General features: G+C 72.2%; 19 protein-coding genes and 1 pseudogene. 7 read left to right on the forward strand and 13 right to left on the reverse strand.

Translation table 11 applies throughout. The features are described 5' to 3' along the window. Window positions 1–263: 263 nt before the first annotated feature. The 5 genes from WMI84_RS09040 to WMI84_RS09060 form a co-directional block, all read right to left on the reverse strand. Window positions 264–908, reverse strand: coding sequence for an LUD domain-containing protein (locus WMI84_RS09040; RefSeq protein WP_347352357.1), 645 nt, complete (start codon window positions 906–908; stop codon window positions 264–266). Next, entirely contained in the window at window positions 905–2,416 is a 1,512-nt protein-coding gene (locus WMI84_RS09045; protein ID WP_347352358.1) for a LutB/LldF family L-lactate oxidation iron-sulfur protein, read from the reverse strand. Before WMI84_RS09045 ends, WMI84_RS09040 begins: the two co-directional genes overlap by 4 nt. Next, on the reverse strand, window positions 2,413–3,162 hold the full coding sequence (locus WMI84_RS09050; RefSeq protein ID WP_347352360.1) for a (Fe-S)-binding protein: 750 nt from the start codon (window positions 3,160–3,162) through the stop codon (window positions 2,413–2,415). Before WMI84_RS09050 ends, WMI84_RS09045 begins: the two co-directional genes overlap by 4 nt. Window positions 3,163–3,218: 56 nt before the next feature. Then, entirely contained in the window at window positions 3,219–5,399 is a 2,181-nt protein-coding gene (locus WMI84_RS09055; protein ID WP_347352362.1) for a glycoside hydrolase family 3 C-terminal domain-containing protein, read from the reverse strand. Between the two features lie 377 nt (window positions 5,400–5,776). Then, a complete protein-coding gene (locus WMI84_RS09060) occupies window positions 5,777–7,753 on the reverse strand; it encodes an oligopeptide transporter, OPT family (protein ID WP_347352364.1) in 1,977 nt (658 codons plus the stop codon). Between the two features lie 187 nt (window positions 7,754–7,940). Between WMI84_RS09060 and WMI84_RS09065 the strand changes: the two genes are divergently transcribed. Further along, on the forward strand, window positions 7,941–9,086 hold the full coding sequence (locus WMI84_RS09065) for a N(5)-(carboxyethyl)ornithine synthase (RefSeq protein WP_347352366.1): 1,146 nt from the start codon (window positions 7,941–7,943) through the stop codon (window positions 9,084–9,086). Window positions 9,087–9,193: 107 nt separating this feature from the next. On the opposite strand, the gene WMI84_RS09070 is transcribed toward WMI84_RS09065, so the two are convergent. Genes WMI84_RS09070 through WMI84_RS09085 form a run of 4 tightly spaced genes read right to left on the reverse strand, consistent with a single transcriptional unit; the run spans window position 9,194 to window position 12,406 of the window. Further along, the gene (locus tag WMI84_RS09070) at window positions 9,194–9,985 is read right to left on the reverse strand and encodes an alpha/beta fold hydrolase (RefSeq protein WP_347352368.1); all 792 of its coding nucleotides are present in this window, start codon (window positions 9,983–9,985) and stop codon (window positions 9,194–9,196) included. 1 nt (window position 9,986) lies between these two features. Further along, complete coding sequence (locus tag WMI84_RS09075; protein ID WP_347352370.1) at window positions 9,987–10,316, reverse strand: biotin/lipoyl-containing protein; 330 nt, start codon at window positions 10,314–10,316, stop codon at window positions 9,987–9,989. Further along, window positions 10,309–11,361: an alpha-ketoacid dehydrogenase subunit beta gene (locus WMI84_RS09080; RefSeq protein WP_347352389.1), complete on the reverse strand. Its 1,053-nt coding sequence runs from the start codon at window positions 11,359–11,361 to the stop codon at window positions 10,309–10,311. The genes WMI84_RS09075 and WMI84_RS09080 overlap by 8 nt, the downstream gene beginning before the upstream one ends. 55 nt (window positions 11,362–11,416) lie before the next feature. Next, complete coding sequence (locus WMI84_RS09085; RefSeq protein WP_347352391.1) at window positions 11,417–12,406, reverse strand: thiamine pyrophosphate-dependent enzyme; 990 nt, start codon at window positions 12,404–12,406, stop codon at window positions 11,417–11,419. A 451-nt stretch (window positions 12,407–12,857) separates the two neighbouring features. Here WMI84_RS09085 and WMI84_RS09090 point away from each other — a divergent pair, with 451 nt between their 5' ends. Continuing rightward, window positions 12,858–14,393: an oligopeptide:H+ symporter gene (locus tag WMI84_RS09090; RefSeq protein WP_347352372.1), complete on the forward strand. Its 1,536-nt coding sequence runs from the start codon at window positions 12,858–12,860 to the stop codon at window positions 14,391–14,393. Between the two features lie 285 nt (window positions 14,394–14,678). Here WMI84_RS09090 and WMI84_RS09095 read toward each other — a convergent pair whose 3' ends face one another. The 3 genes from WMI84_RS09095 to WMI84_RS09105 are packed head-to-tail and all read right to left on the reverse strand — an operon-like array spanning window position 14,679 to window position 17,397. Beyond that, window positions 14,679–15,476, reverse strand: coding sequence for a response regulator transcription factor (locus tag WMI84_RS09095; RefSeq protein WP_347352374.1), 798 nt, complete (start codon window positions 15,474–15,476; stop codon window positions 14,679–14,681). Further along, window positions 15,473–17,020 (reverse strand): HAMP domain-containing sensor histidine kinase, encoded by a 1,548-nt coding sequence (locus WMI84_RS09100; RefSeq protein ID WP_347352376.1) that lies wholly within the window; start codon window positions 17,018–17,020, stop codon window positions 15,473–15,475. Before WMI84_RS09100 ends, WMI84_RS09095 begins: the two co-directional genes overlap by 4 nt. Continuing rightward, a complete protein-coding gene (locus WMI84_RS09105; protein WP_347352378.1) occupies window positions 17,008–17,397 on the reverse strand; it encodes a hypothetical protein in 390 nt (129 codons plus the stop codon). Before WMI84_RS09105 ends, WMI84_RS09100 begins: the two co-directional genes overlap by 13 nt. Window positions 17,398–17,522: 125 nt before the next feature. On the opposite strand from WMI84_RS09105, the gene WMI84_RS09110 reads away from it, so the two are divergent. Both WMI84_RS09110 and WMI84_RS09115 read left to right on the forward strand, forming a co-directional pair. Then, entirely contained in the window at window positions 17,523–18,122 is a 600-nt protein-coding gene (locus tag WMI84_RS09110; RefSeq protein WP_347352379.1) for a DUF4956 domain-containing protein, read from the forward strand. Further along, complete coding sequence (locus tag WMI84_RS09115) at window positions 18,119–18,958, forward strand: polyphosphate polymerase domain-containing protein (protein ID WP_347352381.1); 840 nt, start codon at window positions 18,119–18,121, stop codon at window positions 18,956–18,958. The genes WMI84_RS09110 and WMI84_RS09115 overlap by 4 nt, the downstream gene beginning before the upstream one ends. Window positions 18,959–19,048: 90 nt before the next feature. Here the strand turns inward: WMI84_RS09115 and WMI84_RS09120 are convergent, their stop codons facing one another. Beyond that, entirely contained in the window at window positions 19,049–20,401 is a 1,353-nt protein-coding gene (locus WMI84_RS09120) for a hypothetical protein (protein WP_347352383.1), read from the reverse strand. Between the two features lie 188 nt (window positions 20,402–20,589). Here WMI84_RS09120 and WMI84_RS09125 point away from each other — a divergent pair, with 188 nt between their 5' ends. The 3 genes and pseudogenes from WMI84_RS09125 to WMI84_RS09135 all read left to right on the forward strand — a co-directional run. Next, window positions 20,590–20,886: a UBP-type zinc finger domain-containing protein gene (locus tag WMI84_RS09125; protein WP_347352385.1), complete on the forward strand. Its 297-nt coding sequence runs from the start codon at window positions 20,590–20,592 to the stop codon at window positions 20,884–20,886. 185 nt (window positions 20,887–21,071) lie between these two features. Next, complete coding sequence (locus tag WMI84_RS09130; protein WP_347352387.1) at window positions 21,072–21,842, forward strand: beta-phosphoglucomutase family hydrolase; 771 nt, start codon at window positions 21,072–21,074, stop codon at window positions 21,840–21,842. After that, window positions 21,839–22,974: pseudogene (locus tag WMI84_RS09135) on the forward strand (family 65 glycosyl hydrolase); the annotation flags it as partial. The gene WMI84_RS09130 and the pseudogene WMI84_RS09135, both read left to right, overlap by 4 nt.

Here is a 22,974-nt window from a genome sequence, read left to right on the forward strand (position 1 = left end):
CGATCCTTTCGGGCAGTCACAGGTCGGGGCACGACAGTCCCCATCGAGCGTTCAGTTGTCCCGGTCGAGCGTGCAGTTGCGCGAGTCGATAGTGCAGTAGTGCGAGTCGAGGGTCGATGCTGCTGCACGCTCGATGACAACGACTGCACGTTCGATGAGAAGTGCTGCACGCTCGATGACAACGACTGCACGCTCGATGACAACGACTGCACGCTCGATGAGAAGTGCTGCACGCTCGATCAGGGGGAGGGGCGTCAGGGGCGTCAGGAGACCAGCACGACGACCAGGGTGCGCGGTCCGTGCACGCCCTCGACCCGGCTCAGCTCGATGTCGCTGGTCGCGCTGGGCCCGCTGATCCAGGTCAGCGGCCGCAGGCCGTCCGGGCCGGGACGCAGCCGGGCCACCGCCTCGGGCACGTCGTGGACCACCTGGTCGGCGCGCACCACGCACACGTGCACGTCGGGGACCAGGGTCAGCTCGCGCCGGCCCTGGTCGGCCCGGTGGTCGAGCACGATCGTGCCCGTGGTCGCGATCCCGACCGCGGCCGCGGTCACGACAGCGTCGACCGACTCAAGCTGCCCGTGCGAACCGGCCTGCGCCTCCGGAACGGCGACAACGCCCGGCCCGACCGCGCCCGTCCAGGCCGGGTCCAGGCCCGACGGCACGACGACCCGACGGCATCCGGCCGCGGTCAGCGCCTCCGCGACGCGTTCGGCCACGTGCGCCGCGTCGCACTGCAGCACCGTGGCGCGGTAGTCGGCGACGTTCTCGGCGAACAGCCGCAGGGTCGGCTCCGCGCCGGGCGAGGGGATCGCGACGACCGGCGTGGCACCCCGTGCCCCGATCGGGTCCGGCACGTCCGCGGTCGCCGCGCGCACCCAGCCCAGGATCTGCTCTCGTGCGCTCACCTCGCACCGTCTTCCCGCTCGCGATGCCACCACTCGCGGAAGCTCTCCGTGGGCGGGGTCGGGACGTCCCGCGCGCCGGTCCAGGCGCCGAGACCCGGCACCGACCGCACCGGGCGCTCCCGGCCGCCGCGGCGCAGCACCTTCCCGGCGGCGCTCGACACCCGCTGTGCCGCACCCAGCCGGCGCGGGTCGGACAGCACCCAGGCGGCCGCGCGCATCGCCGCCGACTCCGGGGTCGCTCCCGCCTCCTCGACGACCCGGCCGCGCAGCTCGACCAGCAGCTCCGGGATGTTGATCCGCACCGGGCAGGCGTCGAAGCACGCCCCGCACAGGCTCGAGGCATAGGGCAGCGACTTGTCGACGGGACTGGCCATGCCGCGCTGCAACGGGTTGAGGATCGCCCCGATCGGGCCGGGATAGACCGAGCCGTAGGCGTGCCCGCCGGTCCGCTCGTAGACCGGGCACACGTTCAGGCACGCCGAGCAGCGGATGCACCGAAGTGCCTGCCGGCCAAGGCGGTCCGCGAGGACGTGGCTGCGCCCGTTGTCAAGCAGCACGACGTGCACCTCCTGCGGTCCGTCGCCCTCGTGCACCCCGGTCCACATCGTCGTGTAGGGGTTCATCCGCTCGCCGGTGCTCGAGCGCGGCAGCAGCTGCAGCATCGGGGCGAGGTCGTCCCAGGTCGGCAGGACCTTCTCGATCCCGACCACCGAGACGAGCGTCTCGGGCAGGGTCAGGCACATCCGGCCGTTCCCCTCCGACTCGACGACGACGAGGGTGCCGGTCTCGGCGACCGCGAAGTTCGCCCCCGAGATGCCCACCTTGGCGCGCAGGAACTTCTCGCGCAGGTGCAGCCGCGCGGCCTCGGCGAGCCGGGCCGGCTCGTCGGTCAGGTCGTCGGGTGCGGGCCGGCCGACCTGGCCCATCTCGTGCCGGAAGATCTCGCGGATCTCGCTGCGGTTGCGGTGGATCGCCGGCACGAGGATGTGGCTGGGCCGGTCGTGCCCGAGCTGGACGATGAGCTCGGCCAGGTCGGTCTCCCAGGCGTGGACGCCGGCCGCCTCGAGCGCCTCGTTGAGCTCGATCTCCTGGGTCGCCATCGACTTGACCTTGACGACCTCGTCGACCCCCTTGGCCCGGATCACCTCCACCACGATGCGGTTCGCCTCGGCGGCGTCGCGGGCCCAGTGGACCGTGGCCCCGTTCGCGGTCAGGCTCGCCTCGAGCTGCTCGAGGTAGTCGCCCAGGTGGGTCAGCGCCTCGTCCTTGAGGTCGGCACCCACGTGCCGCAGGTGCTCCCACTCCGGCACCTCGGCCACGACCTTCGCCCGCTTGGCGCGGATGGTGTGCGTCGCGTGGCGCAGGTTGCGCCGCTGCTGGGTGTTCGCCAGCTCGGCCTTGGCGGCCTCGGGGAACTTCGGCATCCCGACGAACGTCGGCGACGTCTGCTGCACCGGTGGGTATGCCGTCGAGCCGGCTCCCGCCGCACCCCTCGGTTTGGTACTCATGCCGGCTCCTCCTCCGTCGAGGCGAGGACCTCGGCCAGGTGCATGGTGCGCACCCCGGCGCGCTGGCGCCCGAGGATCCCGCCGATGTGCGACAGGCACGAGTTGTCGCTTGCGACCACGACCTCGGCCCCGGTGTCCATGACGGCCCGGGCCTTGTCCGCGCCCATGGCGATCGACACGTCCGCGTTCTTCATCGCGAAGGTACCGCCGAAGCCGCAGCACTCGTCGGCCCCGGGCAGGTCGACCAGGTCCATGCCCCGCACCGCCCGCAGCAGCCGCAGCGGCTTGTCCCCGACCCGGATCATCCGCAGCGAGTGGCACGTCGGGTGGTAGGTGACCCGGTGCGGGAAGTAGGCGCCGACGTCGGTGACCTGCAGGACGTCGACGAGGAACTCGGACAGCTCCAGGACGCGCGGGACCAGCGCCTCGACCCGGCTGGTCAGGCTCGCGTCGCCCGCCACGATCATCCGGTGCTGCTCACGGACCGAGCCGACGCACGACCCGGACGGCGCGACCACGACGTCGTAGGACCCGAACACGTCGAGGAAGTGGCGCACCAGCGGCACTGCGTCAGCGGCATACCCGGTGTTGGTGAGGATCTGGCCGCAACACGTCTGCTCCGCGGGGAACTCGACCTCGCAGCCGAGCCGTTCGAGCAGGCGGACCGTCGCCTTGAGCGTCTCGGGCCACATCGTGTCGTTGAAGCAGGTCGCGAAGAGCGCGACGCGCCGCGTCGGGGTGCTCACCTTCGCAGCATCCCCGCGGTCACGGCGGACCGCAACCCCGGGGTATGCCGCTGGGCTCAGCCCGCGGTGATCGTGGCCGTGTGCGGGGTGTCGGCCGCGGACGTGCCGACGAGGACGGTGTAGTCGCCGGCCGCGGTCCGGAAGCTGCTCGTGGCGTAGTCCCAGACGGAGAACGGGTGGTGGCTGGCGGTCGGGTCGACGACGATCGTCACCTGCTCGGTGGCGCCCGGCTCGAGCGACACCTTGGCGAACCCGACGAGCCGCTTGGGCGGCTGTCCGGGCGCCGGTACCCCGAGGTAGACCTGCACGACCTCGGCCCCGGCGACCGGTCCGGTGTTGGTCAGTGCGCCCGTCACGGTGACCGGCGCGGCCACGCCGCCGGGCGCGTCGACGGCTACGTCGGCCAGCTCGAAGGTCGTGTAGGACAGGCCGTGCCCGAAGCCGAACAGCGGTTCGATGCCCTGGCCCTGGAACCAGCGGTAGCCCATCTGCAGGCCCTCGGAGTAGCGGATCACCGGGTAGCCGTCGCCCTCGTCGGTACCCGGGTAGCGCTCGGGGTGGCCCGCGTAGAGGGTGTCGTCCTCGGAGCGCGGGTAGCAGGTGGGCACCTTGCCGGACGGGTTGGCGACGCCGAAGAGCAGGTCGGCGACGACGTGCCCGTCCTCGGTGCCCTGGTTCCACACCTCGAGCACCGCGGGTGCCGCGTCGATCCACGGCATGAGGACCGGGTTGCTGTCCTTGAGCACGACGACGGTGCGGTCGCCCACGGGCAGCAGCTCGGCGAGCATCCGGTTCTGGTCGTTCAGCATGTTGGCGTGCGGCTGGTCGGCGCCCTCGGTGGCGACCAGGCCGGCCATGAGGACCACGACATCGGCGGCCGCGGCGGCCCGGCGGGCCTCGTCGAGGTTGGACAGGTCGTCGGCGACGGTCACCTTGCTCACCGTCGCCGATGAGCCGAGGCCGGCCAGCACGTCGCGCATCCCGTCGAGCGGCGGCACGGTGTAGAGCGGGACGACCTTCGACGAGCCGCCCCCGCCGAGGCAGGCGTCGTCGACGAAGGCCGACTGGCCGATGACCGCGATGGATTCGACGTGCGGGTCGAGCGGGAGCAGCCCGCCGTCGTTCTTGAGCAGCACCGCGATCTGCCGGCCGATGTCGCGGGCGGTGGCGCCGTGGGCCTGTGCGTCGATCTGGCCTGGTGCGTAAGGGCGTTCGAACTGGCCGAAGCGGAACATCTGCGTGTAGCGGCGCACCAGCGCCCGGTCGACGGTCTCGATCTCGAGGCTCGTGTCGGACAGGGCGGCCTTGACGTTGGTCTCGTTGAGCCACTTGGCGTCGGGCATCTCGTGGTCCATGCCGGCGTTCAGCGAAGCGGCCGCCGACCGGCACGACCAGAAGTCGGACTGCACGTAGCCGTCGAAGCCCCACTCGGTGCGCAGGATGTCGGTCAGGGTCGGGCGGCACTCGGTGGCGTAGACCCCGCGGATCCGGTTGTAGGCGCTCATCACGGCGGCGACCTGCGCGTCCTTGACGACCATCTCGAAGGGCAGCAGGTACAGCTCGCGCAGCACGTGCTCGTCGACCTCGACGCTGGCGCGGAACCGCTCGTACTCCTGGTCGTTGACCACGTAGTGCTTGACCATCGCGATGACGTCGTGCTCCTGGATCGCCCGGGTCACGGCGACCCCCATCACCCCGGACAGGTACGGGTCCTCGGAGAAGTACTCGAAGTTGCGGCCCGCGATCGTCGTGCGGTGCAGGCACACCCCGGGCCCCTCGAGCACGTGCTGGCCCAGGGTGGCCGTCTCGGAGCCGATGACGTCCCCGTAGGCGTAGGCCAGGTCGGGGTCGAAGGAGGCCGCCAGCCCGATCGTCATCGGCAGCGAGGTGGCCGGCGGGCTCGGCGTCCCGTCGCCCATCCCGACGCCGACCGGGCCGTTGGTGATCCGGAACCGGGGGATGCCCAGCTCCTCGATACCGGTGACGTGCCGCTCGACCCGGATCTGCGCGGCGAGCTGCTCCAGGTCGGCGCCCTGCTCAGCCGCCTGGGCCGACAGGGCGTAGATGTCGATCGTCTCCATCGCACCGTGCAGCTGGGCGATCTTCTGTTCCAAGGTCATTGCGGCGACGAGCCGCTCGGCCCGCTCGCGGGGCGTGGCTGACGTGTCCCGCCAGTCGCTGGCCGGGGCGTCGTCCGTTGCCGGGGCGTTCTCGGGGGCAGGTCGCGTGTCGGTCATCCGGAAGGTCTAGCACGTCCCTCGAACGGCCGACAACGCCGGCCGGGTCGGCACGTGCCGTGACCAGTTCGGGTGGTCGGCCCGGCTGTCCGGGGGCGCCCGGCGCCCCATGTAACGATTTGACATCAAGATATTAGGTTCGCTACCGTTCTGGAGGTTAGAGCGATTTGTCCGGTATCAACCATTACTTACGCATGCGGCTCGTCGAAGGAACAGGGGAGTGGTCCAGCACATGTATCGAACGTCGGCCAGAGTCAGGCGCACACCCTTGCTGGCCGCTCGGCGGCCCTGACCCCCGGGGGTTGTGCGTGGTTTGCGTCGCCCTGGCGACCACAACCGCACACACCCCCGCCATCGGTCCCGGCGGGTGCCGTCAGCTACCGCGACGCCGCACCCTCCCGAGCGCGCCGGCGGATCGCCCCGTACATCCACACCAGGACGGCGACGAACACGACCACGCCCAGCCCGTTCGCCCAGGGCGCGAAGCCCGCGCCGACGATCGCCATCGGCTCGCCGCTGCCCGACGCGACGACGATGGCGGCGTAGAGCACGCCCCACAGGCTGTCGCCCACGATCAGGCCGGTCGCCATGAGCACGCCGAGCCGCTTGGCCCGGTCCGGGTCGGTCTGCCGGGCGGCCCACCCGTCGTAGAGGTGCCCGAGCACGGCGCCGACCGCGATCATCACGGTCAGCGACATCGGCAGGTAGATGCCCATCCCGACGGCCAGGGGCGGCAGCCGGCGGTGGTGCCCGATCCGGGCCAGCCACTCGTCGAGCACGATGACGGCTGCGCCGATGACCACGCCCAGGCCGACCTTGCCCCAGTCGAGCTGCCCGCCGAAGACGCCCTCGGCCAGTGCGGAGATGAGGCCCGCCTGCGGGGCCGGCAGGGCGTCCGGACCGGCTCCCGGTGCGCCGAGGAAGCCGAACGCTGCGTTGAGCAGGTCGAGCACCGGGGCGATGACGAGGGCGCCGAAGACGACGCCGATGACGAGCGAGACCTGCTGCTTCCACGGCGTGGCGCCGACCAGCTGGCCGGTCTTGAGGTCCTGCAGGTTGTCGTTGGAGATCGTCGCGATTGCGAAGATGATCGCCGTCGCGAACAGCGTGTAGGCCACCAGCTCGGTGATCCGCTGCGGGTCGCCCCCTGCCCCGTGCAGGATCACCATGACCAGCGACAGCAGCAGCGTCACCAGGATCCCGACCCCGGAGATGGGGCTGTTGGACGAGCCGATCAGGCCGGCCATGTAGCCGCAGATGGCGGCGACGATGGCCCCGATGACGACGGTGAAGACGACCGTGACGATGATCGTGCCGGCCTTGTCGTCCTGCAGGTGGGTCTCGTCGAGGAAGTACCAGAGCAGCGCGGCGATCGGGATCAGCGAGACGAGGATCCAGCCGCCGACGATGCTGATCGGCAGGTCCTGCTCCTGCAGGGTCACGCTATGCCCGGCCCGCCGGGCCCGCGCCGAGACGGCGGCGTCCTTGATGCCGCGCACGATCGGCCCGACGATCTTCACCAGGGCCCAGATCGCCGCGATGGCCATCGTGCCGGCGCCGACGAACCGCACGTCCTGGGTGAAGGTCGCGTCGACCAGGTCGGAGACGGTGCCGCCGGCGGTGGCCTGGCCCCAGCTCATCACCGGCACGAGCACTCCCCAGCCGATGGCCAGCCCGACGAACATCGCGATGCCGACGGACAGCCCGACGAGGTGCCCGATCCCGACGAGCGACAGCGACAGGCTGACCGAGCCGCCGATGGCGCCCGAGCCGACCCGGACGGCGGTGGACAGGCCGTCGGACAGGACCTTGAGCTTGGTCAGGATCCCGAAGGCGGCGGAGACCACGCCGCCCATGATGATCGTGTGCAGGCTCCCCTTGTCGCTCTGGGCGCCCGACTTCGACCCGACCTCGAGCACCTCGGCGGCGGCCACCCCCTCCGGGTAGGGCAGGTCCGAGGTGGTCACCAGCGCCCGCCGCAGCGGCACGGTGTACATGACGCCCAGCGCGCCGCCGATGATGCAGATGGCCAGGGTGGTCCAGTAGGGGAAGTTCTGCCACCAGCCGATGATGATCAGGCCGGGCAGCACGAAGATGATCGCCGCGAGCGTGCCGGCGGCCGAGGCGATCGTCTGGACGATGTTGTTCTCCTGCACGCTCGTGTCCCGCACCCGCCGCAGGATCGCCATCGAGATCACGGCGGCCGGGATCGAGGTGGCGAAGGTGAGCCCGACCTTGAGCCCGAGGTAGACGTTGGCGGCGGTGAACACGAGCGTGATGACCCCGCCGAGGATGATCCCCCGGATGGTCAGCTCGCGCGGCGTCGTGGCCTTGGTGGGAGCGGTGCTCGACATCGTCGGAGCCTCCTGCGGGTGCGAGGTGGTCGGTCTCCGGACCGCGGACGGACCGCGGCCGGGACAGGGGTCACAACGGGGCAGTTCGGCGGCTGAAGCCCCTCCACAGTTGCACACCGTCGCAGCGCGCGCACGCCCGGGGAGCCGTGGCTGTGCTAGAAACGAGCAGGACCGAAGGGGGTCTCCCGTGGACACGCTCAGCATCGGCATCGTCGCGACGTCGCGCAAGCCGGACGAGCACCGGCTGCCGATCCATCCGGCGCACGTGGTGCGGATCGACGCGGACCTGGCGTCCCGAGTCTGGCTGGAGACGGGATACGGCGAGCCGTTCGGGGTCACCGACGCCGACCTGGCGCCGCACGTGGCCGGGCTGTGCCCGCGGGCCGAGCTCGCCGCCCGCTGCGACGTCATCATGCTGCCCAAGCCGGTGCCGGCCGACCTGGCCGACCTGCGCGACGGGCAGGTCCTGTGGGGCTGGCCGCACTGCGTCCAGGACGCCGAGATCACCCAGCTCGCAATCGACAAGCGGCTGACCCTGATCGCGTTCGAGGCGATGAACCACTGGAACGCCGACGGGTCCTACGCCCTGCACGTGCTGCACAAGAACAACGAGCTCGCCGGCTATGCCTCGGTGCTGCACGCCCTCACGCTGGTCGGCTCGACCGGCCACTACGGCCGGCCCCTGACTGCGGCCGTGCTCGGCTTCGGGTCGACCTCCCGCGGGGCGGTGACCGCCCTCGGCGCCTTCGGTGCCGCCGAGGTGCACGTGCTGACCCAGCGCGAGCCGATCGCGGTCGCGGCGCCGATCCACTCGGCCACGATGTCCCGCTTCGAGCCGGGCCGGCGGGACGGCACGGTGGGCGTCGTGGCCCTGCCGGAGGGCGATGCCCCCCTGCCCGAGTACCTCGCCGGTCACGACCTGATCGTCAACTGCGTCCTGCAGGACCCGAACGACCCGATGATGTTCCTGACCGAGCGCGACCTCCCGCGCCTCGCGCCGGGCACCCTGGTCGTCGACGTCTCGTGCGACGCCGGCATGGGCTTCTCCTGGGCGCGGCCCACGGGCTTCGACGCGCCGATGCTCACCGTCGGTGACCGGGTGCGCTACTACGCGGTCGACCACAGCCCCTCCTACCTGTGGAACTCCGCGACGTGGGAGATCAGCCAGGCCCTGCTGCCCTACCTCGGCACGGTGCTCGCCGGCCCCGACGCGTGGGCCGCGGACCCGACGGTCAGCCGCGCCATCGAGATCCGGGACGGCGTGGTGCGCAACCCCGACATCCTCGAGTTCCAGTCCCGCTCGGCCGAGTACCCGCATCCGGTCACCCGCTAACCCGCGAATCCGACTGCGCCACAGCACAACCACGCCAGAGCACGACTGCAGGTATGCCGCTCAGCCGGCCGAGCGGCATACCCGCGGTCGGGTGGGTGACTGGGCGTTCAGTCCCGCGCCAGGAACTCGATCGCGGCCTGCTTGAAGGCGCGCGCCGAGACCGCGTTGACGTGGGTGCGGCCGGGCAGCGTGTGGACCTCGGCCGTCGGGACGAGCTGCTCGAGCACCGGGAGCGCACCGACCAGCTCGTCCTGCTGACCCCACACGACGAGCACCGGCTGGGGCGGGACCGCGGTGGCCGCGTCGTACGGCTCCTGCTTGACCGCCTCGACCAGGCGCAGCAGCACATGCGCATCCGAGTCGGGCGCGGCCTGCATCATCGCGACGAGGGCCCCGGTGGAGACGTCCCCGACGGGCGTGCCGTCGGCGAGGAAGCGCTGCGCGGCGGCGAGGTCGAGCCGGGCGAGCGGGTCGCCGTTGCTCGCGCCGCCCAGCACGAGACGGCGCACGATGTCCGGGTGGCCGGCCCCGAGCTCCCACGCCAGCCGCGAGCCGAACGAGTAGCCGATGACGTCGAGGCCGCTCGTCGGGTCCCCGGCCGTGATCGGCCGGGCACCGGCGTCGGTGGCGATCCGCAGCAGTGCGTGGCGGATCCGGCTCGGCGCGTAGGCGGCGACGTCCTCCGGGGCCGGGCTGGCGCCGTGGCCGGGCAGGTCGGCGGCGATGACGCGGCGGCCGGCGGCGAGCAGGGCGGTGAACCACCCGGTCTGCTCCCAGGTGAGCCGGACCGACGAGGCGAAGCCGTGGACCAGCAGCACGGGCGGCAGCGCGGCCGGGAACTCCGGCTCGGCGACGACGACGTCGAGCCCGACGTCCGTGTGGTGGGTCGGGACGGCCACCTCAGTCGTCGTCCAGGTTGGCGCTCAGGCGCACCCGCCGCTTGGGCGGACCCTCGGCCGGGACGGTCCCGACGATGCCGGCGGTGTCGTCGGCCACCTCAAAGACGATCAGCGGGTCGCCGACCTTGACGACCTCGCCGGGGGCGCCGTACGTCTTCTTGACGACGCCGGCCTGCGGCGAGGGCAGCTCGAGCGTCGACTTGGTCGTCTCGACCTCGACCATCGGCTGGTTGCGCTCGACCTGGTCGCCCTCGGCGACCAGCCAGTCGAGGACGGTCGCCTCGATCAGGCCCTCGCCGAGGTCGGGCAGTGGGAAGGACAGCTCAGCCACGCTGGTACTCCAATACTCGCTGGATGCCGAACAGGATGCGGTCGACGCTCGGGACGTACTCGTCCTCCAGCTCACCGGAGGGGTAGGGCACGTCGAAGCCGGTGACCCGCTCGACCGGGGCCTTGAGGGTGGCGAAGCAGCGCTCGGTGACGAGCTGGGCGACCTCGGCGCCCAGGCCGGCCGTGAGCGGGGCCTCGTGCACGACGACGGCCCGGCGGGTCCTGGCGACCGACGCGGCGAGGGCGTCCGCGTCGATCGGCTTGAGCCAGCGCAGGTCGAGCACCTCGATGTCGACGCCGTCCTCGGCGGCCAGCTCGGCAACCTGCAGGCAGCGGGCCACCATCGCGCCCCACGCCACGAGCGTCAGGTGGCGACCCGCGCGGGCGACCCTGGCTCCCCACGGGGTTGCGGTGCTCTCGGAGCCGGGCGCGGCGGCGGCGTCGGCCTCGGTGACGACCGGGCCCTTCTGCCAGTAGCGCGACTTCGGCTCCATGAAGATGACCGGGTCGTTCATCCGCACGGCGGTCTTCAGCAGCGTGTAGGCCTGCTGCGGGTCGGCCGGGGAGACCACCTTCAGGCCCGGGACGTGGGCGAAGACGGCCTCGAGGCTCTCGCCGTGCATCTCGGGTGCCCGGATGCCGCCGAAGCTCGGCACGCGCAGCGTCACCGGCATCGGGAGTGCGCCGCGCGAGCGGTAGTGCATGCGGCCCAGCTGGGTCACGATCTGGTTCATCGCCGGGTAGCTGAAGCCGTCGAACTGGACCTCGGGGACCGGGCGGAAGCCGGCCATCGCGAGCCCGATCGACATCCCCAGGATGCCCGACTCGGCCAGCGGGGTGTCGAAGACCCGGTCGGAGCCGCGGGCGGCGGCCAGGCCGTTGGTGACCCGGAACACGCCGCCCAGGGTGCCGACGTCCTCGCCGAGCACCAGCACGTCGTCGTCCTCGGCGAGCAGCTCGTCCAGGGCGAGGTTCAGGGCTCCCTGCAGCGAGAGGGTGCGCGGCTCGGGGCGTGCCGGGGCCGCCGTGGCGGTCGGGTGCGTCATGGTCTGGTCGGTCTCGATCCCGGTCCGGGTGGTCGCGGTCTGGTGGGTCATCGTCTCAGGCATGCTCGGACTCCTCGCGCCAGGCGGCCTTCTGGCGCATCAGCTGCTCGGTGGGCTCGGCGAAGACGAGGTCGAACATCTCGGCGCCGGGCCGTGGGCCGAGCGCGAGCAGGCCCTCCCGGACGGACTCGGCCGCTGCGGCTGCGGCCGCGTCGGCCGCGTCGAGGGTGGCGGTGTCGGCGACGTGCTCGGCGACAAGCCGCTGACGCAGGCTGACGACCGGGTCGGCGCCGGCGTCGGCCCGCTCCTGCTCGAGGGTGCGGTAGCGGCCCGGGTCGTCGGAGGTCGAGTGCGGCCCGCGGCGGTAGGTCATCGCCTCGACGATGACCGGGCCGTGACCGGCGCGGGCGCGGGCGACCGCACGACGGGTCGCCGTGAGCACCGCCGCGGCGTCGTTGCCGTCGACCTGAAGGGCGGGGATGCCGTAGCCCGCGCCGCGGGCCGCGACGCTGCCCCCGGCCACCTGCCGTTCGGTCGGCACCGAGATCGCCCAGCCGTTGTTCTGCACGAAGAAGACGACCGGGGCCGCGAACACGCCGGCGAAGTTCATCGCCTCGTGCACGTCACCCTGGCTGGAGGCGCCGTCGCCGAGGTAGGCGATCGCGACGCCGAGCCCGTCCACCGGTGCACCGGCGCGGGCGGCAGCCCGGGCGCGCAGGGTCTGTCCGTGCGCCCAGCCCACGGCGTGCAGCACCGAGCCGGCGACGACCGCCTGCAGGGGGGCGACGTGGGTGGCCGCAGCGTCCCACATGCCGCCGTGCCAGGTGGCCAGGTGGCTGGCCAGGTACTCGACCATGTCGACGCCGGCGGCCCGGGCGGCGCCCATCTCGCGGTAGGTCGGGAAGACGAAGTCACGGGTCAGGTCGAGGGCGAGCACCGAGCCGACCTGCGCGGCCTCCTGCCCGAGCTCGGGGGCGTAGGCCGGCAGGATGCCCTGGCGCTGCCAGGCGATCGCCGACACGTCGAGCTGCCGGACCGCCGTCATGAGGCGGTAGAGCTCGAGCAGCTCGGCGTGGGTCACATCAGGGGCGGCGGGCAGGTCGGGCAGCGGCAGCCCTGCCGCCCACCCGGTCGCGTCGCGGCGGGCAGGGGCCGGGACGGTGGTTGTTGTCTGCATATCAGGACGGTAGTTCTGATACACAAACTGTGCAACAGGCATTCATCAACATGAACAGTATGTGCAGTCACCGTCAGGTTGATGACTGATCGCTGCGCAACCTGCCGGGCCCGCGGGCCGGTACGCAAGAACACCATCAGTCGGGATCGGCGCATCCGCTCGTGCGTCAGGCGCCGACCGGCCGCACTTGTTGTGTCCGCCCGAACAGCCACCGGGGACGATCAGGCGGGGGCGCTCGCCGCGCGGAACCGGTCCCGACCCAATACGCTGCGAGCCATTCGCACGGTTCGGGCGATGCCGTGCGGGGAAGGCGGACGCAATGGCCAGGAGCACGGGACCCGGACCGCAGGGACGGGCGGGCGTGGACCGGCCGGGGGACCGGGCCTTCTTCGGTCATCCGATCGGCCTGTCGACGCTGTTCTTCGTCGAGATGTGGGAGCGCTTCTCCTACTACGGGATGCGCGCGATCCTGCTGTACTTCCTCGTCGACACGGCCGCCAACGGCGGCCTCGGCCTCGACAAGACGATCGGCGCGGCCGTCGTCACGATCTACGGCGCCTCGGTCTACCTGCTCTCCGTGGTGGGTGGCTACGCCGCCGACCGGCTCATCGGCGCCCGACGGTCGACCCTCTACGGGGGGATCGTCATCATGGCGGGCCACCTCAGCCTCGCGGTCCCGGCGACCGTCACCGCATGGTTGGGCATCGCCCTGGTAGCGCTCGGCACCGGGCTGCTGAAGCCGAACATCTCGACGATGGTCGGCCACCTGTACCACGAGCACGACCGTCGCCGCGACAGCGGGTTCACGGTCTTCTACATGGCGATCAACATCGGAGCCTTCCTCTCCCCGTTGGTCGTCGGGTTCCTGCGGGCCAACTGGGGCTACCACGCCGGCTTCTCCGCCGCGGCCGTCGGCATGGGCCTGGCGGTCGTCTGGTTCGTCCTGGGCCGGCGGACCCTCAACGAGGCACCCGACGAGGTCCCGAACCACCTGACCGACCAGGAGCGCAGGAGGGTGGGGGCCTACGTCGGCCTCATCCTCGTGGTCTTCGTGGTCATCGTCCTGCTCGCCGGGCTGTGGCGCGAGACGGTCTACGAACAGGTCATCGACGCGATCTCGATCGCCGCCATCACCGTCTCGATCGGCTACTTCGTGATGATGTTCCGCAGCCCCAAGGTGACGGCGATGGAGCGCTCCCACCTGCTCGCCTACATCCCGTTGTGGGTGGGCTCGCTGGTGTTCTGGATGATCTACGAGCAGGCGGCCGGCAAGATGGCGCTGTTCGCCTCGGACCGCACCGTGACGCAGGTCGGGGGCACCGCCGTCAACCCGGAGTGGTTCCAGTCCGTGCCGGCGCTCGCGGTCGTCGTGCTCGCGCCGGTGTTCGGGCTGGTCTGGACCCGGCGGGCCGGACGCTTCCCGTCCACGGCCTCGAAGTTCGCCCTCGGCGTCGCGGTCATCGGCGTGTCGGCGCTGGTCATGTCCTGGGCCTTCGCGACCTTCCAGGGCAACACCGCGCCGATCTACATCCTCGGCGGCGTCTTCGTCATCCAGACCATCGGCGAGCTGTGCCTGTCGCCGGTCGGCCTGTCGGCGACCACGCGCCTGGCGCCGGTGGCCTTCGCGAGCCAGGCGATGGCCCTGTGGTTCCTGAGCAGCGCGGCCGGCCAGTCGGTCGCGGCGCAGGTCATCACCGCGATGCGCGGCATGCCGGACTCGCAGTACTACCTCGTCAACGCCGTCATCGCGCTGGCCGTCGCGGTGGTCATCTTCGCGATGGTCCCGTGGATCCGGCGGAAGATGGCGACCGCCGAGCTGGGTGCGCCCGACGACGAGGCGGTGGTCGCCCACTGAGCCGGCGCGCGGGCTGCGCTGAGCGGCATACGATCTCGTGGGTATGCCGTCCAGCCGCCTTCCGGCGCAGGCGGGCCCGGGCCCGGGTCCGGGCCGAGAGTCGCAGTGCCGGATGACGCGAGGGTATAGTCAGCAGTGGCGGGCCGTTCGTTCGACGCAATGAGCGTGGTTTTCACACGTTCGTCCGATTCCGTGCCCAACGGGGTGCTCGGAGAGCAACCGCTACCGGCATCAGGAGGCGACCATGAGCCAGTTCATCACGTGGCTCAGCGAGATCATCGACCGTTACGACATGGCCGACCGCGACCCGCTGTTCCACATCGGCTGACGACCGTCGCAGGCCCCGTCACGAGAGATCGTGACGGGGCCTTGTTCCACCAGCCGCGGGCCGGCCCGGCTCGAGCCCGACCGGCCTCGACGGGTCAGGGCACGAGACGGTAGCCGACCCCCGCGGACGGTCTCGATCCGCCCGTCCCCGATCTTTCCGCGCAGGTAGCGGACGTACACGTCGACGACGTTCGAGCCCGGGTCGAAGTGGAAGCCCCACACCCGGCTGAGCAGCTGCTCCCTGGTCAGCACCTGGTCCGGGTGGCGCAGGAAGGTCTCGAGCAGCCCGAACTCGCGAGCCGTCAGCTCGACCTGTCGCCCGCCGGTGCTGACCCGTCGGGTACGCAGGTCGAGGGCCAGGTCGCCGCTGCGCAGCACCGTCTCCTCCGGCCGTCCGGTACTGCGCAGTCGCAGCCGGATCCGCGCGAGCAGCTCGTCGAACGCGAACGGCTTGCGCATGTAGTCGTCCGCCCCGCCCTCCAGACCGGCAACCGTGTCGTCGACCTCCCCGCGGGCGGTCAGGATGATGACCGGGATCTCGTGGTGCTCGGCCCGCAGCCGGCGCAGCACCGAGAAGCCGTCGAGCTCGGGCAGCCCGATGTCGAGGATGACCAGGTCGAAGTCACCGCCTGAGGCGAGGGCGTAGGCGGCGGCACCGTCGCTCGCGATCTCGGTGGTGAAGCCGTTGCGGCGCAGGCCCTTGTCGAGGAAGGAGGCGATGCGCTGCTCGTCCTCGGCGATGAGGATGCGGTTCATGGCTGCTCCTTCCCGGCCTCGGCCCCGTGCCTGGCCGGTGGGTCGGCCATCGGAATCGGCTGGGTCTCCGTGGGCGAGAACCGGCCCGGTGCCGCGGGGCGCGGGTGGGTGGCGACCGTACCGCGTGGCAGGTCGAGGGTGAAGGTGGACCCCGCGCCCGGCTCGCTCGTCAGCTCCACGTGGCCGCCGTGGGCCTGCGCGATCGAGGTCACGATGGACAGCCCGAGCCCGCTGCCGGTCCGGCCCGGCTCGCGCGTCCCCCGCGCCCGCCGTTCGAAGATCCGGGACTGGTCCTGCGAGGGTATGCCGCTGCCTTCGTCCCGGACCCACAGTCGGACGCGGTCCCCGGCCAGCGACGACCCGACGGCGATCACCTGGCCGTCCTGGGTGTGCCGCACGGCGTTGGCGATCAGCTGCATCAGCGCCTGGGTCAGGCGGTGCTCGTCCCCGGGGAAGGCGGTCTCGGCGAGCCGGTCGACGAGCCAGCGTCGCTCCCCGAGCGCCCGGGCCTTGGCGACCACCTCGATCGTGAGGTGTGCCGCGTCGACCAGCCCGAGCCGGACGAACCCCGGCTCCTCGGCGGCGGCAAGGGTGGTCAGGTCGTCGACGAGCCGGTTCATGCGGTCGACCTCGTCCAGCACCAGGCCCCGGGTCTCCACCAGCTCCTCCGGGTCGTCGCCCATCAGCTCGAGATGGCCGCGCACGATGGTCAGCGGGGTGCGCAGCTCGTGCCCGACGTCGTGCAGGAACTCGCGCTGCCCGACGAACGCGGCCTGCAGCCGGTCGAGCATCGAATTGAAGGTGCGGGCGAGCGCGGCGACGTCGTCGTCCCCTCGCACGTCGATGCGCCGGCTCAGGTCGGACTCGCTGATCTGCTGGGCGGTGCTGCGCACCAGCCGGATCGGGGCCAGGATCCGGCCGGCGACGAACCAGCTCGCCCCGGAAGCGAGGAGCAGGGCGACGGCGGCCGACAGGACGAGGATCACCGTGGCGTCGCGGGCGGCCTGGCGCTCCCCACGCGCGAACACGCCGATGACGAGCGCGCCCGGTCGCGGGTCGGCCGCGGCCTGCACCGGGACGACCGCGAGGTGGACCGGTCCCACCGGTGAGGAGGTCACCCGGGTCTGCGGCTGCTCGGCCGCGGCGGCCCACTGCACGATGGACGGGTCGAGGTCGAGACGGGCCGGCGGAGGGAACGGACTGCGCCTTGCCGCCCGCCCGTCCACCACGGAGAAGAAAGTCTCGTCGAAGTCCGGCACGTTGGTGCGCAGGAACGCCGCGAGGAAGGCGTCGACGTCCCGGTACGGCTTGCCCGTCGTGGGGTCGAGCGCGGACGCCGCATACGTGCGCAGCTTGGCCGCCTCGTGGGTCAGCTCCCCGGCGAGGGTCGCCTCGGCGCGGGAGTACAGGACGGCGCTGACCAGCGCCACCAACCCGGCGAGGGCGAGCGAGAGGGCCAGGCTGATCAGCCCGACGAGACGGGCCCGGGTACTGCGTGGCGCGGGCTCCCGACCGGCTCCCGGGAGCCTCGTCAGTCGTCGCACGGGTCGTCGTCGACGTCGTCCGCGTCGTCGTCCGGGTCACTCTCCTGGCCGGCCGGGCAGGCGATCGTCGGGTTGGCGGGGACCGCTCCCGGTGCCTGCCGTGGCGGCGGCGCGGGCCTGGTCGCCCGGCTCGTCGGCTTGGCCGGTTGCGTCGCCGGGGCCGGGGTCGCGGACTGCGCCGGTGTGGTCGGTGAGTCGGGCCGGGCCCCGGTGGGCTGGGCCGAGGAGGTCCCGGCAGCGGTCGTCGGGTGCACCAGGACGACGGACCCGAGGTCCGGCGTGCCCGGCTGGACGAGCAGGCCGGCCAGGCCCCAGACGAGGGCAGCGAGCACCGGCACGACCAGCAGGGTCGAGAGGGCCAGACGCAGGTGCCGCATGACACCACTGTGCCCGAACCGGGGCGGTGCGACAGCCTCCGGGCGATGAGAGTCCTCTCATCGCGGCTTCATCGTCGTCCCACTGGCGGACGTCAGGGTGGTACCGACCGCAAAGGAGACACACCATGACGACAATGGCCATCGCCATCCTCACCGACCTGGTCGCCGCCACCGTGCTGGCCGTCGGCCTCTACTACCGCCGGCACCGCCGCCGCGACCTGATGTTCGCCTACCTCGCCCTGAACGTCGGGGTGCTCGCGGTGGCCACCGCGTTGGGCTCGGCCCAGGCCGGGGTCGGTCTCGGGCTGGGGCTGTTCGGCGTCCTGTCGATCATCCGGCTGCGCTCCGACCCGATCAGCCAGGCCGAGGTCGCCTACTACTTCTCGGCCCTTGCTCTCGGCCTGATCGCCGGTCTGGCGCCGATCGCCTGGTGGGCGACGCCGGCCTTCTCGGTGCTGCTACTTACCGTCGTCGTGGTCGCGGACCACCCGCGCTGGGCGCGCCGGTCACGCACCCTCGTGCTGACCCTCGACACCGCGATCCTCGAGCCGATCGAGCTCCAGCACACCGTGGCCCACACGGTCGGCGGCCGGGTGCAGCGCCTCGACGTCCGGGAGGTCGACCTGGTGCGCGACGTGACCGTCCTCGAGGTCGTCTACGTCCCGGTCGACGGGATGCAGCCCCGCCGGGTGCCGATGCAGGTGCCGTCCCTGGTGGCGTCATGACCACGCCGGCCGCCCCGACCGGCACGGCACCGTGGGGCCCGCAAGCTCCGCGCGACCCGGGCCGCGCGCGGCGGCAGGTGGCCGGGCTCGCCGACCCGGGGCCCGCCCCGCGGCGGGTGGCCGGGCTCGCCGACGCCTCGGACCATCGGCACCTGGCCCGGCTCGCGGCCACCCTCGGGACCACCACCCTCGCCGACCTCGCCGAGACCTCGGACCTGCAGACCCGGGTCGACCAGAAGTACCTGGTCCCGCTGGCGGTCCTCGACGAGCTGGTCGCCTCGCTCGACTCGGACCTGCGCGTGCTCGAGATCGACGGGCGACGGGTGTTCGGCTACGAGTCGGTCTACTTCGACACCTGCAACCTGCAGCTGTTCCGCGACCAGGTGCAGGGCCGTCGGACCCGGCACAAGGTGCGTACCCGGCTCTACGCGGACTCCGGCCTGACCATGCTCGAGGTCAAGGCCAAGGGACGTCGCGGCGAGACGGTCAAGCACCGCCTGGACTGGCGGCGCGAGGACCTGCTGCAGATCCACTCCGAAGGACGCGACTTCGTGGGCACCCACCTGGCCGGCCGCCCGCACGTCGCGGTGCTGCGCCCGGTGCTGCGCAGCACCTACCGGCGGATGACCTTGGTGCACGTCGCCGGCGGGCTGCGGGTCACCTGCGACGTCGACCTGGCTTTCGAGGGACCGGGCGGCGGTGCGGTCCGCGTCCCGGGCGGACAGGTCCTGCTCGAGACCAAGTCCGCCACCGGCGCAGCGCGGCCGACCAGCTCCTGCGCGGCTGGGGGCAGCGGGACGTGCTGGTCAGCAAGTACTGTGCGGGCGTCGCGCTGACGACCGGCGCCCCGGCGAACCGCTGGCACCGGACGCTGCGCCGCTACCTGACCACGCCTGCCGCGTGACGGCGCCGGGCCGGGCGACAGCTCAGAGCAGCTCGGCCAGCGGCATGGACCGGTGCGCCCGAGGGGGCAGCAGCAGGTTCTGCCGGTGGGTCGTGTCCAGGAAGCCGGTGAACCCGATGTCGTCGTCGCCGAGGTGGTAGCGCTGCTGGTGGTGGACGCTGTCCATCTCGAGGCGCATCAGCTCGAAGTGCTGCGACGACGGGCCGAACCCGATGAAGTGGACCCCGGCCCGCGGGCGTGGGCTGACCGGCCCGTCCGTCGAGAAGCCGAACGGGTTCTCCACCGTGTTGAAGTCCTGACGCAGGAACATGACCGTGCCGCGCGGCAGCTCCTCGCCGTAGGCCGTGGTGGTGTCCTGCCCCAGCCGGGAGAGGAACTGCATCTGCTCGTTGTGGCCGAGCACCCCGGTCTCCGCGTCCTTGTCGCGCTGCTCCTCGAAGGTGACGGTCGCCGGCGACTGGTCGGGCGAGAGCACCTCGGGCCCCTCGGTGCGGCGCGGATGGAACATCCGGGTCAGCCGGTCGCGGTGCGAGAGCTCGTACCAGCGATCCAGCTCGATCCCGATGTGCGACAGGTGCATCGCCGTGCCGCCGGCGAAGTAGTCGCCGGGCTTGACGTCGGTGTAGCCGGGCAGCGTCTCGAAGCTGGGCAGGTTGCCACCGGCCAGCCCGTCCTTGTGGCTGGAGGTGAACCCCATGAACAGCATCGCCCCGGCCGGGACGTGCTCGGCCCCGGGGATGCCGACCCGCCGGCCGACGACCCGGGGCATGCCGTGCCCGGCGAAGCCGCGGCGCATCGAGGTGACCGACAGCAGGTCGCCCACGAAGGTCCCCTCGACGGGGATGCCGTTCAGCTCCTGCTCGCCGGGGCGGAACAGGGCGCCGACCACCCGGTCGATGTGGTCGCGGTAGTCGCTCTTGAAGTGGAAGACGACGTCCTGCTGCTCCAGGACGATCGACTCCGGGTCCTTGGGGAAACGGATCGAGTCGACGACCGCCCACTGCCCCTCGCTGCCGGGCAGCGTCGAGTGCGGGAACAGCTCGTCGGTCACCGAGGCGGGGATGCGCTCACGGAAGTAGGGCAGGCCGTAGGAGACCTGGACGAAGATGCCCGACGGCCCGAGCGGGTAGATCCGCTCGACCGTCTCGAGCGCGGCGGCCAGCCGGCGCTGGGCCGCCGCGAGGCTCGCCCGGTCGTCGGGTGGGAAGCTCAGCCGCGCCGTGACGACGGCGTGCCAGAGTGGGACGACGGCCACGGGGACACCGAGGTGATCCTCCTCGGTGACGCCGGGCAGCTCGTACTGCGTCTTGGGGGGCTCCAGGACCACCCGTTTGGAGTAGTCGACAACGCCGGTCCAGTCGAACTCGTCACTCATCTCGCGCCTCTCGTGGCCATCTCAGCCCCCGTCACCTTGCAGGCTACGCCCCGCCGCGGGCCCCGGCTCGGCTGCTCGTCCGGGGGCGATCATGGGCTGTGGATCCCCGTCGGTGGATCATGGGCTGTGAGCAGTGTCGACGGGTCAGCGTCGACGGATCAGCCTCGGACGAAGAAGGGGACGGACGGATGGCAGCGACGTGTCAGCACCTGGACCTGGTCAGGGAGGTGACCCCCTCCGCACCAGGCTGCGAGGAGTGCCTCGCCTCCGGCGGCACGTGGGTCAAGCTGCGAATCTGCATGACCTGCGGGCACATCGGCTGTTGCGACAGCTCGCCGGGCCGGCACGCCACCGCCCACTGGCGGGCCCACCGGGACCATCCGCTGATGCGGTCGTTCGAGCCGGGGGAGGACTGGTGGTGGTGCTACCCCGAGCAGCTGGGCTTCGAGGTGCCCGGGGCGCCGCCGGCGCCCTCGCACGCCTGACCCGGGCGTCGGCCTGGGGTATGCCGCCCCACCCGGCCCCGCGCGCCTCGGGCCCGGGTCGCCTCGACCACGCGGTTCCTCCGCCGACCCCGCGCCCTGCGCGCGCTTCGCGCGAGGCCGGGTGAGCGGCATCCGGCATGGTGTCGGCTCGGGGTCACCGGTTTCGCTCGGGTTATGGTGACCGGGTGGCGCAGTCCGAGCAGTCCGACGAGTCCCGCGGGTCGGCCGCGGGCCGGCTGGGTCTGCCGGCCGGCGTGCGCGCCTGCCTGTTCGACCTCGACGGGGTGCTGACGCGCACCGCGCTGGTGCACCGCGCGGCGTGGAAGCAGACGTTCGACCCGCTGCTCGCGCAGGCTGGCCAGCCGGAGTTCACCGAGGCGGACTACCTGCGCTTCGTCGACGGGAAGCGGCGCCTGGACGGGGTGCGCGACTTCCTGACCGCGCGTGGGCTGGCCCGGCCCGAGGGCAGCGCCGACGACCCGCCCGAGCGGGACACGATCGGCGGCATCGGCAACCGGAAGAACGCGCTGCTGTTGCAGCGGCTCGCCGAGGACGGGGTGCAGGTCCACCCCGACGCGGTCACCTACCTGCGTGCCGTGCGTGCCGCCGGCGTGCCGATCGCGGTCGTCACGGCGTCGGCGAACGCCGAGGCGGTGCTGCGGGCCGCGCACCTCGCCGACCTCGTCGACGCGCGGGTCGACGGTCTCGTCGCCGCCCGGGACGGCCTGGCCGGCAAGCCGGCCCCCGACACGTTCCTGGCCGGGGCCCGAGCCCTGGGGGTGACGCCCGCCGAGGCAGTGGTGTTCGAGGACGCGCTGTCCGGCGTGGCCGCGGGCCGGGCCGGCCGGTTCGGCTTCGTCGTGGGGGTCGACCGGGCGGGACAGGGAGAAGCGCTGCGGGAGTCCGGCGCGGACCGCGTCGTCACCGAGCTGACCGAGCTGCTGGAGGACGCGTGACCGAGGAAGTGCACCCCTGGCGGCTCCGTCGGGCGGCCGCCGACCTGCAGGACCTGGCCGTCACCGAGTCGGTGTTCACCCTGGCCAACGGGCACATCGGGCTGCGGGGCTCGCTCGAGGAGGGCGAGCCGCGGGTGCGTTCGGGCACCTACGTCAACGGGTTCTACGAGGAGCGCCCGCTGCCGCATCCCGAGGCCGGCTACGGCTTCCCCGAGTCGGGCCAGACGGTGGTGAACGTCACCGACGGCAAGCTGATCCGGCTGATCGTGGGCGACTCCCCGTTCGACACCCGGTACGGCACGGTGGACCACCACGAGCGGTTCCTCGACCTGCGCACCGGCATCCTGCACCGCACCACCGACTGGACCTCGCCGGCCGGGGACCGGGTCCGGGTCACCTCCCAACGGCTGGTGTCCTTCGCCTACCGCACGCTCGCGGCGATCGACTACCGGGTGACCCCGCTCGAGGGCGACCTGTACCTCGCGATCCAGTCCGACCTCATCGCGAACGAGCCACCCGACGGCGGCTCGGGCGACCCCCGGGAGGCGGCCGTGCTCGAGTGCCCGCTCGAGTGCGAGCTGTCCGAACGCGCCGAGGACCACGCCGTGCTCGTGCACCGCACCCCGCACAGCCGGCTGCGGATCGCCGCCGGGATGCGCCACATCGTCGAAGGGCCCGAACAGGCCAGCCGGCGGCTGACCGTCGACCCCGACCTGGCCCGGTTGACGCTCGCCGCGTCGGTGCGCCGTGGTGGGACGCTGCGCGTGGTCAAGCTGCTCGCCTACGGCTGGTCGCACCGCCGGTCCGCGCCCGCCCTGCGCGACCAGGTCGACGGGGCGCTCACCGTGGCCGGGCTGATCGGCTGGGACGGGCTGGCCGACCGGCAGCGGGAGTTCCTGGACGAGTTCTGGCGGGCGGCCGACGTCGAGATCGACGGTGACCCGGAGCTGCAACAGGCGGTCCGGGTCTCGACCTACCACGTCCTGCAGGCCGGCTCGGGCACCCAGCGCGACGCGATCCCGGCCAAGGGGCTGACCGGCCCGGGGTACGACGGGCACGCCTTCTGGGACACCGAGGCCTTCGTGCTGCCGGTGCTGACCTACACCCTGCCCTCGGCGGCCCGGGGAGCGCT

Source organism: Intrasporangium sp. (assembly GCF_039812505.1).
Taxonomy (GTDB): Bacteria; Actinomycetota; Actinomycetes; order Actinomycetales; family Dermatophilaceae; genus Intrasporangium_A.

Coding starts and splice junctions, on each gene's coding strand:
- WMI84_RS09045 (WP_347352358.1), bottom strand. CDS start 2,416: ATGAGTACCAAACCGAGGGGTGCGGCGGGAGCCGGCTCGACGGCATAC.
- WMI84_RS09055 (WP_347352362.1), bottom strand. CDS start 5,399: ATGACCGACACGCGACCTGCCCCCGAGAACGCCCCGGCAACGGACGAC.
- WMI84_RS09060 (WP_347352364.1), bottom strand. CDS start 7,753: ATGTCGAGCACCGCTCCCACCAAGGCCACGACGCCGCGCGAGCTGACC.
- WMI84_RS09080 (WP_347352389.1), bottom strand. CDS start 11,361: ATGACGCACCCGACCGCCACGGCGGCCCCGGCACGCCCCGAGCCGCGC.
- WMI84_RS09085 (WP_347352391.1), bottom strand. CDS start 12,406: ATGACGGCGGTCCGGCAGCTCGACGTGTCGGCGATCGCCTGGCAGCGC.
- WMI84_RS09090 (WP_347352372.1), top strand. CDS start 12,858: ATGGCCAGGAGCACGGGACCCGGACCGCAGGGACGGGCGGGCGTGGAC.
- WMI84_RS09095 (WP_347352374.1), bottom strand. CDS start 15,476: ATGAACCGCATCCTCATCGCCGAGGACGAGCAGCGCATCGCCTCCTTC.
- WMI84_RS09105 (WP_347352378.1), bottom strand. CDS start 17,397: ATGCGGCACCTGCGTCTGGCCCTCTCGACCCTGCTGGTCGTGCCGGTG.
- WMI84_RS09110 (WP_347352379.1), top strand. CDS start 17,523: ATGACGACAATGGCCATCGCCATCCTCACCGACCTGGTCGCCGCCACC.
- WMI84_RS09115 (WP_347352381.1), top strand. CDS start 18,119: ATGACCACGCCGGCCGCCCCGACCGGCACGGCACCGTGGGGCCCGCAA.
- WMI84_RS09120 (WP_347352383.1), bottom strand. CDS start 20,401: ATGAGTGACGAGTTCGACTGGACCGGCGTTGTCGACTACTCCAAACGG.
- WMI84_RS09125 (WP_347352385.1), top strand. CDS start 20,590: ATGGCAGCGACGTGTCAGCACCTGGACCTGGTCAGGGAGGTGACCCCC.